Raw genomic sequence first — 8175 nt, 5'->3', positions numbered from 1 at the left:
TGGCCAGCCAGGGCCGGTCGGCCTCGATGTCGGAGCCCATGACGCGGGCGGTGCAGCCGCCCCGGATCCTGGACGCGGCGGCGATCTCGCGGGCGAAGCGGGTACGGAACTCGACGTCCTCGGCCAGTTCGGCCCGGATCAGTTTGAGTGCGACCCGCTGCCCCCGGCGGTCGGAGCCGAGGTAGACCACGCCCATGCCGCCCGCCCCGAGCCGCCGGTGCAGTCGGTACGGCCCGACGATGCGGGGGTCCTCACGCCTCAGCCGCATCATCGTCATTCCCGTTTCCCCGTCAGACTGTCGGTGAGGCCCCGTCGAGTGGGGCGTCGTCAGTTCCTGTCCGGCACAGCTTACGGACTGCCCGCTGCGGTGTGCTGATACGCAACACCTGAAGCCACCGTCCGATTGTCGGATCTTGGACTGACAGTCGGCGGGGCCGTGCCGAATCGTTTCTCGGGGTCCCCTCTCAGGGTTCCCCCGAGGGAGCCGCGGCGGGCGTCTCCGCCTGCGGTAGTAGGCCCCAGGTCCGGTCGTCATCCTCCGGGAGGCCCGGAGAACAGTACGACGGCATGACGTCCGCCAACCCCCTCGCGCCATACCGTTGTTCTCAGCGGTGGACGGGGAGCTCGTCCCCCGAGGTAAGCCGTCCACCGCGTCCTCGTGCACCACCGTTCCGCCTTCCACCACCGGCCGAGCTCACGAATCAGGAGTCAGGGCATGGCAGCGCAGCACTCGGGATCCACCTCCCGCCGCCGTCGGCCGGCCTTCACTCAGCCGCAGGCCGCGGAGCCCACCAGGCACCCGGCGGTGGCGCTGGCCATGGCGCTGCCCTGCGCGGTGCTGCTGGCCGTCCTGTTCGGAGGCTGGGAGCAGATGGCGAACCAGGCGCAGGCGGTGGCCGAGTTGCTCGGCCACTGAGGCGCACCACAGAAGCTGGCACTGATCCCCTGGGGACGGGGAGCCGGTGCCGCCGGGGAGGCCGCCGCCGCGACAACTCGCGGACGGGCGAGTGCGGCGCGCAGAGCGCCCCGGCAGGCGGAGATGCCGCGTACGGACGTCGGTGAGGGCGACCGTACGCGGCTCTTCCCGTCACGCATCCCGCGGACCACTCCACGGACGGGCCGCACAGCCACCGGGGGCGGAACGCCGAAAACGGCCGGGGCCGCGACTCGTTCGAGTCGCGGCCCCGGCCGTCACTGTGCGCGATACTGGGATTGAACCAGTGACCCCTACCGTGTCAAGGTAGTGCTCTCCCGCTGAGCTAATCGCGCCTGGTAAGGCGGTTCTGCAGCAGACCCCGGAGGGCCTGACGTGCGCGATACTGGGATTGAACCAGTGACCCCTACCGTGTCAAGGTAGTGCTCTCCCGCTGAGCTAATCGCGCTGGTGCGGTGCTTCCGCAGCGGATCCCGGGGGATCCGACGTGCGCGATACTGGGATTGAACCAGTGACCCCCACCGTGTCAAGGTGGTGCTCTCCCGCTGAGCTAATCGCGCGGGGCTGATGCCTCGGTGGAACCGGGCGTGGTGCGCGATACTGGGATTGAACCAGTGACCCCTACCGTGTCAAGGTAGTGCTCTCCCGCTGAGCTAATCGCGCGGGGAGGACACCCGGTGGAACCGGGGATCCTCTTGGAGGTGGAGACGGGATTTGAACCCGTGTACACGGCTTTGCAGGCCGTTGCCTCGCCTCTCGGCCACTCCACCAGGCAACACTCGAAGGACGATCTTACACTGTCCTTCGTCGAGCGGACGACGAGATTCGAACTCGCGACCCTCACCTTGGCAAGGTGATGCTCTACCAACTGAGCCACGTCCGCCTGTCTCCCGGGGATCCTCACCGGTTTTCCCGGCTGCGCTCCCTGGCGACGTGTTGAACTCTAGCGGATTCCCGGGCCAGCTAAAAATCCGTTCCCGCAGCGTGCCCCCGGGGTCCCCGCCCGACGCCCCCCGGCCGCCCCGGCTCCGACCACCCCGGACGGACCCACCGGGGGCGACGGAACACCCTGAGTGACACCCGCAGGTCACCCGGCGTACGCCCGCGCGACGCCCGACTCTGCTCACTCCTCCCGACCTACACTTCAGGCACCGCAACCTCGCAAAGCCCTGTGCAGGAGAACCGTGTCCGGCCACCCCGCCCCCCAGCAGCCCCTCGCCCGCTTCGGCGGCCGCGTCGCCACCGGACTGCGCGACATCACCTCGGACCCGGCCGCGCTGGACTCCACCGGCTGGTGGGCCGTCGCCCACGACTTCGAGGGCCGGCTCACCTGCGCCCGCTTCGACGACGTCCGCCCCGCCCCGGCCGCGCCCTCCGGTGCCGGCTGGCTCGGCCCGGCCGCCGGCAGCTGGCACAGCTCGCTCGACCGCGCCGCCTACACCGGGGGCGTCCGCCGGATCCGCGAGCACATCGCCGCCGGCGAGGTCTACCAGGCCAACCTCTGCCGGGTGCTCTCCGCCCCGCTGCCCGACCCGGACCGCTCCGACATCGACGCCCTCACCGGCCTGCTCGCCCACGGCAACCCGGCCCCCTACGCCGGAACGATCCGGCTGCCCGGCCACGGCGTGGAGATAGCCACCGCCTCGCCGGAGCTCTATCTGCGCCGCACCGGCCGCACCGTCGCCTCCGGCCCGATCAAGGGCACCGGCCGCACCGAGCACGACCTGCTCGACAAGGACCACGCCGAGAACGTGATGATCGTCGACCTGGTCCGCAACGACCTCGGCCGGGTCTGCGCCACCGGCAGCGTCACCGTGCCCGACCTGTGCGCGGTCGAGAAGCACCCCGGCCTGGTCCACCTGGTCTCCACCGTCGAGGGGACCCTGCGCGAGGACGCCGGCTGGCCCGAGCTGTTCTCCGCCACCTTCCCGCCCGGATCCGTCACCGGCGCCCCCAAGTCCAGCGCCCTGCGGATCATCGAGGCCCTGGAGACCGCGCCGCGCGGCCCCTACTGCGGCGCCGTCGGCTGGGTCGACGCCGACCGGGGCGAGGCCGAACTCGCCGTCGGCATCCGCACGTTCTGGATCGACCGGACCGACCCGGCGGCACCCGAACTGCGCTTCGGCACCGGCGCCGGCATCACCTGGGACTCCGACCCCGAACGGGAATGGGCGGAAACCGAACTGAAGGCGGCCCGCCTGGTCGCGATAGCGTCGGGTGCCGAGACGTACTCCGACACCGACTGAACCCGACACGGACCGGACCGGCCGCCACCCGGACCCGGCCGGCCCGTGCCCGTCCCGCGAGGAGCCCCCCGCGATGCAGCACCCGACCACCAGCTGGGTCAACGGCACCCTCGTCGACTCCGCGGACCCGGCCCTGTCCGTGCTCGACCACGGACTCACCACCGGCGACGGCGTGTTCGAGACCATGAAGACCGTCGACGGCCGGCCCTTCGCGATCACCCGCCACCTCGACCGGCTCACCCGCTCCGCCCGCGGCCTCGGACTGCCCGACCCCGACCACGACCTGGTCCGCGAGGCCTGCGCCGCCGTCCTGGACGCCAACCCGATGCCCCTCGGCCGGCTGCGCCTCACCTACACCGGCGGCCGGGCGCCGCTCGGCTCCGAACGCGGCGACGGCGCCCCCACCCTGGTGGCCTCCCTCGGCACCGCCGCCCGCCGCCCCGACACCACCGCCGTCGCGGTCGTCCCCTGGCGCCGCAACGAGCACAGCGCCGTCGCCGGACTCAAGACCACCTCCTACGCCGAGAACGTCGTCGCCCTCGCCGCCGCCCACCGCGTCGGCGCCTCCGAGGCGCTGCTCGCCAACACCGCCGGCCGGCTCTGCGAAGGCACCGGCTCCAACGTCTTCGTCGTCCTCGACGGCCGGCTGCTCACCCCGCCGCTCGCCTCCGGCTGCCTGGCCGGCATCACCCGGCAGCTCGTCGTCGACTGGTGCGGCGCCGAGGAGGCCGACCTGCCGCTGGACGCCCTCCAGCAGGCGGAGGAGGTCTTCCTCACCTCCTCCCTGCGCGACGTCCAGGCCGTCACCCGGATCGACGACCGGGAGCTCGCCGGCCCCGGCCCGGTCACCCTCGGGGCCATGGCGGCCTTCGCCCGGCTCAGCGGCGACGACCTCGACCCCTGAGACCCCCGGGGGCCCCGTGCGCAGGGTCCCGCCGGGCACGCCCGAGGGGCCCCGGCCGGTAGAACGGCCGGACGGCGGGGAAGGGAGCGGGACATGACCATCACGCTGCGCCCCGAGAGCCAGGAGACCCCCACCGCCGCGGGCGGCCGGACCAGACGCTGGCAGATCTGCGTCAACGGCCGCCCGGTCGGCGGGCTGCGCACCACGGCCGTCCCCCGGGGCGACCGACTCTGGGGCGAGATAGCCGAGTTGGAGGTGCGCAGCGGGCGCGGCCGGGGCCGGGGCACGATCGCCGCGCTGGCCGCCGAGGAGGTGCTGCGGGGCTGGGGCTGCGTCCGGGTGGACGCGGACATCCCGGAGACCGCGCGGATCGCCCGCTCGCTCGCGGTGACCCTCGGTTACACCGAGCGGATGCGGAACATGATCAAGCGGCTCGACGGCCGGCCCTCGCTGCCGGGGGGCGTCGTCGCCCGCCCGATCGACGACGCCGCGTTCCCGGCCTGGCTGGTCGAGGCCAAGGAGGGCTATGTGCGCGACCTGCTGGCCTCCGGGCTGGGCGAGGAGCAGGCCCGGGCCAAGGCCGAGGCCGACCACCTGAAGCTGCTGCCGCAGGGGGCCGGCACCCCGGGTGTGGCGCTGCGCCGGCTGTACGGGGCGGGGGAGGAGCCGCTGGGCTCGCTCTGGCTGGCACTGCGGGTCCGTGAGCTGTCGGACGGTGCGCCGCTCGGCTGGGTGATGGTGGTGGAGGTGGCCGACGAGCACCGGGGGCGCGGGCACGGGCGGACGCTGATGCGGCTCGCGGAGCGCGAGTGCCTGGCGGCCGGGGTCCGCGACCTCGGGCTGAACGTCTTCAGCGGCAACGAGGTCGCGGTCCGGCTGTACGACTCGCTCGGCTACCGGGTCACCAACCGGGTCTACGGCAAGCAGCTGCTGTGAGCCGCCGGGCCGTCGGCGCGGGTCAGGCGCGGGTCAGGCGGTGGTCAGGCGGTGCGGGTGGCCCCGGCGGCCTCGACGGCGGCGACGAGGCGCTCCAGCAGGCCGTCCTGGCTCTGCCCGCCGTCGAAGCGCTGCCCGGCGACGATGTAGGTCGGCGTGCCCTTCACCCCGATCGCGCGGCCCTCGGCCTGGTCGGCGTCGACGGTGAGCATGTGCCGGCCGTCCACCAGCGCGGTGTCCACCTCCTCGGGGTCGACCCCGACCTCGCGGGCGACCTCGAGCAGCACCTCGGTGCCGCGCTCGGAGAGGTCCTCGACCCGGGCGAGCAGCGCCTCGACGAAGGGCCAGCCCAGGCCCTGGGCGAACGCCTCCTCGGCGGCCTCGGCGGCGGCGTAGGCGTACTTGTGCTTCTCGAGCGGGAAGTGCCGCAGCTCGATCGGCAGCGCGTCGCCGTAGCGGGCGCGCAGCTCGCGGACGTCGTCCAAGGCGGTGCGGCAGTCCGGGCACTGGAGTTCGCACCAGAACTCGAGACGGGGGAGGGAACCTTCGATCATGCCTCCAGTGTTCCACCTGTGGGGCCCCCGCCAGGACAGTCGGCGGCCGGGCCCGGCCAGACCGGGAGCGACGGGAGGTCCGACGGGATGACGACTCCGACCGACGGGGCGGCGGTGACGGCCGCGACGGCCCCGACCAGCAGGACGGCCCCGGGCACCGAGGGCCGGACCGGGCCCCGGGCCGCGGTGACGGGCGAGCGGAGGCGGCCGTGCTGACGGCGGCGGTGAGTGTCGCGCTCACGGCGGCCGGGGTGGCCGTGGCGGGCCTGCGGGCCTACCGTCGGCGCTTCCTCTCCGCGACCCGCTGGTTCGCCGTGGCGCTGGTGCCGCTGGGCCTCTATCTGACCGGTCTGTTCCCGGTGGCGCGGACGATCGGCGACGAGCTGGCCGACTGGGCGACCAAGCTGGTGTTCGATCCCCGGGTGTGGACCGGCATCGTGCTGCTGGGTGTCTCGGCCGGTCTGCTGGCCGCCACCCGCTGGGCGGGCCGTCGCGGGGCCGTGGCCGGCGGGAGCGAGTCCCGTCCGGCGGCCGCCGGGCCCGCGCCGGCCAGGCCGGCCGTGGCCCCTGCCGCCGGGCCAGCCCCGAAGCGGGCCGAGGAGGCCGCCCGGGCCGAGCAGGGCAGGGCGGGCAAGGCAGGGAAGCCCGGCAAGGCAGGCAAGGGCGGCAAGGGCGACGACGGTCTGGACGAGTTCGCCGACATCGAGGAGATCCTGCGTCGGCGCGGCCTCTGACCGCCCCGTTCCGCCCCGCTCCTGGCGTCCCGGCCCCGGTCTCCCCGCGCCCCCCGGGCCGCTCAGGCCGAGGGCACCGCTTCCGCCGAGCGCTGGCGGGCCCGGTAGGCGGCGACGTGCAGCCGGTTCCCGCACGTGCGGCTGTCGCAGTAGCGGCGCGAGCGGTTGCGCGAGAGGTCCACGAAGACCCTCGCGCAGTCCGGCGCCTCGCAGCGGCGCAGCCGCTCGCGCTCGCCCGCGGTGAGGATGAAGGCCAGCGCCATGCCCAGCTCGGCGGCCAGGTGGTCGCCGAGGGCGGCGTGCGGCGCGAAGTAGTGGATGTGCCACCCGTGGTGGTCGTGGTTGGTCAGCCTGGGTGTCGTCCCGGCGGCCGCGACCAGGGCGTTCACCTGCTCGGCGGCCTCTTCGGTGGACTCGGTGCCGAAGACCTCGCGCAGCCGGGAGCGCAGCTCGTGCACCTGGCGCAGGTCGTCCTCGGTGAGGGAGTCGACCTCGCTGATCTCCTGCCGGACCACGAAGGCGTCGAGCGCCGCGGTGTCGGGCAGCAGCTCGGTGCCGCACACCTCGGGTGCGGTGTTGAGCAGCTCGACGAGGATGCTCAGGGCGCACTCGGTGTCATGGGTGATCAGCACGTGGAGGCTCCTCGTGCGGAGGGGGCCGTCGGCACCCCGCAACTACGGGTCATTCCCAGACCTTACCGGGGCGGCGAGGGGTCCGGCGGTGGCTTGCTTCGAAGACGCGTACGGATTCCGTAGGTCTGTACGGAGTTTCCTTCGAGGGCCGGGCCGGACGGTGCCCGGCGGGGCGGACTCCGGGGCAGTCGGCGCCGCGTCCCGGGGCACGGCCGTCCGTGCGGGCGGGGGAGTGGGCGGGGGAGCGCCGGGAGAACGGTCGCGCCCGACAGCGAGGCCGGCCACCCGTGGGATGGCCGGCTCCGGTGCCGGGCGCGTGCGGTGCTGCGGGCCCACCCCGGTCGGGGTGAACCGTTTCGTCACCGGCCCCGAGACCGCGTCGTGCGCGGCTGAGTGTGCTGCCGTGCCCCCGAGTAGGACGGCTGCGGTGACGGCAGGGGTGACGACCCCGCCGACAGCGGGGCGTGACCGCCTCCGGTCGGTCAGCTTTCGGCGAGGATGTGGGACAGCTCCCGGTCGAGGTCGAAGTGACGGTGTTCGGTGCCGGGTGGCACGGCGGCGTCCGTCCGCTTGAGGAAAGACTCAAGCGCCCGGGCCGGGGCTTCCAGCAGGGCTTCTCCTTCCGGAGAGCTCAGGGCGATGCAGACCACCCCTTGCCCGTGACTGCGCGACGGCCAGACCCTGACGTCGCCGGTACCGGTGGGTCGGTGCAGCCCCTCCGCGAGGAGATCTCGGGCGAACACCCACTCCACGGTCTCGTCCGCGCCGGTGTGGAACGTGGCGTGCACGGCATAGGGGTCGGCGGTGTCGTAGCGCAGGCCCGCGGGGACGGGCAGTGAGGACTCGCTGGACACGATGAGGCGCAGGTGCAGCTCGCAGCTGACCGTGGTGTTCATAAGCGCCATGGCCTTTCGCTCAGTGTGCGCTCGGGGAATCGCACGTCGGCGAACGGACCATCCCACCTCCAAGACCGATGTAAACCCCTCTGTCCCGATTCGGGCGCGAGTCGTACCCCTTACGGCGCATTGCGGAATCGCCACAGACCGGCCTCCGGGCGATTAGCGGAGCCCTTCTCGGTTAGTTTCCTGGCATGACTGTGCGAAGCGACAAGGCACGCGGCGACGCGGGCGGGAACACCGGAACGGGGGATGCGGTCGTGCCGGACGACACGGGGGTGCCGACGGGGGCGGACGACGGGGGCGGGGGCTCCGGCGCGGAGGGGGCTGCGGAGGGGG

The 8175-nt window shown here is 73.5% G+C and carries 8 protein-coding genes, 6 tRNA genes and 1 pseudogene; 5 read left to right on the top strand and 10 right to left on the bottom strand.

The window, feature by feature from the left end:
- A pseudogene (locus BI06_RS25350) lies at positions 1 to 277 on the bottom strand (serine/threonine protein kinase); the annotation flags it as partial.
- Positions 278 to 715: 438 nt separating this feature from the next.
- Here BI06_RS25350 and BI06_RS25345 point away from each other — a divergent pair.
- Positions 716 to 916 carry a hypothetical protein gene (locus BI06_RS25345; protein ID WP_030396006.1) on the top strand — a complete coding sequence of 67 codons (201 nt, stop codon included), beginning with the start codon at positions 716 to 718 and terminating at the stop codon, positions 914 to 916.
- A 281-nt stretch (positions 917 to 1197) separates the two neighbouring features.
- Here BI06_RS25345 and BI06_RS25340 read toward each other — a convergent pair.
- The 6 genes from BI06_RS25340 to BI06_RS25315 all read right to left on the bottom strand — a co-directional run bounded on the left by BI06_RS25340 (position 1198) and on the right by BI06_RS25315 (position 1817).
- Positions 1198 to 1269, bottom strand: a tRNA-Val gene (locus BI06_RS25340).
- Between the two features lie 41 nt (positions 1270 to 1310).
- Positions 1311 to 1382 (bottom strand) — tRNA-Val (locus BI06_RS25335).
- 40 nt (positions 1383 to 1422) lie between these two features.
- A tRNA-Val gene (locus BI06_RS25330) sits at positions 1423 to 1494 on the bottom strand.
- A 28-nt stretch (positions 1495 to 1522) separates the two neighbouring features.
- Positions 1523 to 1597, bottom strand: a tRNA-Val gene (locus tag BI06_RS25325).
- A 33-nt stretch (positions 1598 to 1630) separates the two neighbouring features.
- A tRNA-Cys gene (locus BI06_RS25320) sits at positions 1631 to 1704 on the bottom strand.
- A 40-nt stretch (positions 1705 to 1744) separates the two neighbouring features.
- Positions 1745 to 1817 (bottom strand) — tRNA-Gly (locus BI06_RS25315).
- Between the two features lie 301 nt (positions 1818 to 2118).
- Here BI06_RS25315 and BI06_RS25310 point away from each other — a divergent pair.
- The 3 genes from BI06_RS25310 (at position 2119) to BI06_RS25300 (ending at position 5020) form a co-directional block, all read left to right on the top strand.
- Complete coding sequence (locus BI06_RS25310) at positions 2119 to 3180, top strand: chorismate-binding protein (protein ID WP_043471859.1); 1062 nt, start codon at positions 2119 to 2121, stop codon at positions 3178 to 3180.
- A gap of 73 nt (positions 3181 to 3253) precedes the next feature.
- The gene (locus tag BI06_RS25305) at positions 3254 to 4084 is read left to right on the top strand and encodes an aminotransferase class IV (RefSeq protein ID WP_030396008.1); all 831 of its coding nucleotides are present in this window, start codon (positions 3254 to 3256) and stop codon (positions 4082 to 4084) included.
- A 93-nt stretch (positions 4085 to 4177) separates the two neighbouring features.
- The gene (locus BI06_RS25300) at positions 4178 to 5020 is read left to right on the top strand and encodes an N-acetyltransferase (protein WP_030396009.1); all 843 of its coding nucleotides are present in this window, start codon (positions 4178 to 4180) and stop codon (positions 5018 to 5020) included.
- A gap of 44 nt (positions 5021 to 5064) precedes the next feature.
- Here the strand turns inward: BI06_RS25300 and BI06_RS25295 are convergent, their stop codons facing one another.
- Positions 5065 to 5574 carry a DsbA family protein gene (locus tag BI06_RS25295; protein ID WP_030396010.1) on the bottom strand — a complete coding sequence of 170 codons (510 nt, stop codon included), beginning with the start codon at positions 5572 to 5574 and terminating at the stop codon, positions 5065 to 5067.
- A 209-nt stretch (positions 5575 to 5783) separates the two neighbouring features.
- Between BI06_RS25295 and BI06_RS25290 the strand changes: the two genes are divergently transcribed.
- Positions 5784 to 6308: a hypothetical protein gene (locus BI06_RS25290; protein ID WP_043471856.1), complete on the top strand. Its 525-nt coding sequence runs from the start codon at positions 5784 to 5786 to the stop codon at positions 6306 to 6308.
- A gap of 62 nt (positions 6309 to 6370) precedes the next feature.
- On the opposite strand, the gene BI06_RS25285 is transcribed toward BI06_RS25290, so the two are convergent.
- Together BI06_RS25285 and BI06_RS25280 are read right to left on the bottom strand one after the other, a co-directional pair.
- Positions 6371 to 6940: a CGNR zinc finger domain-containing protein gene (locus tag BI06_RS25285; protein WP_030396012.1), complete on the bottom strand. Its 570-nt coding sequence runs from the start codon at positions 6938 to 6940 to the stop codon at positions 6371 to 6373.
- A gap of 482 nt (positions 6941 to 7422) precedes the next feature.
- The gene (locus tag BI06_RS25280; RefSeq protein ID WP_030056266.1) at positions 7423 to 7836 is read right to left on the bottom strand and encodes an SsgA family sporulation/cell division regulator; all 414 of its coding nucleotides are present in this window, start codon (positions 7834 to 7836) and stop codon (positions 7423 to 7425) included.
- Positions 7837 to 8175 lie beyond the last annotated feature (339 nt).

Origin of the sequence: Kitasatospora sp. MBT66 (genome assembly GCF_000710405.2) — a bacterium.
Taxonomy (GTDB): domain Bacteria; phylum Actinomycetota; class Actinomycetes; order Streptomycetales; family Streptomycetaceae; genus Kitasatospora; species Kitasatospora purpeofusca.
The sequence above is the reverse complement of the archived record's forward strand: the minus strand, read 5'-3'. Positions and strand labels throughout refer to the sequence as shown.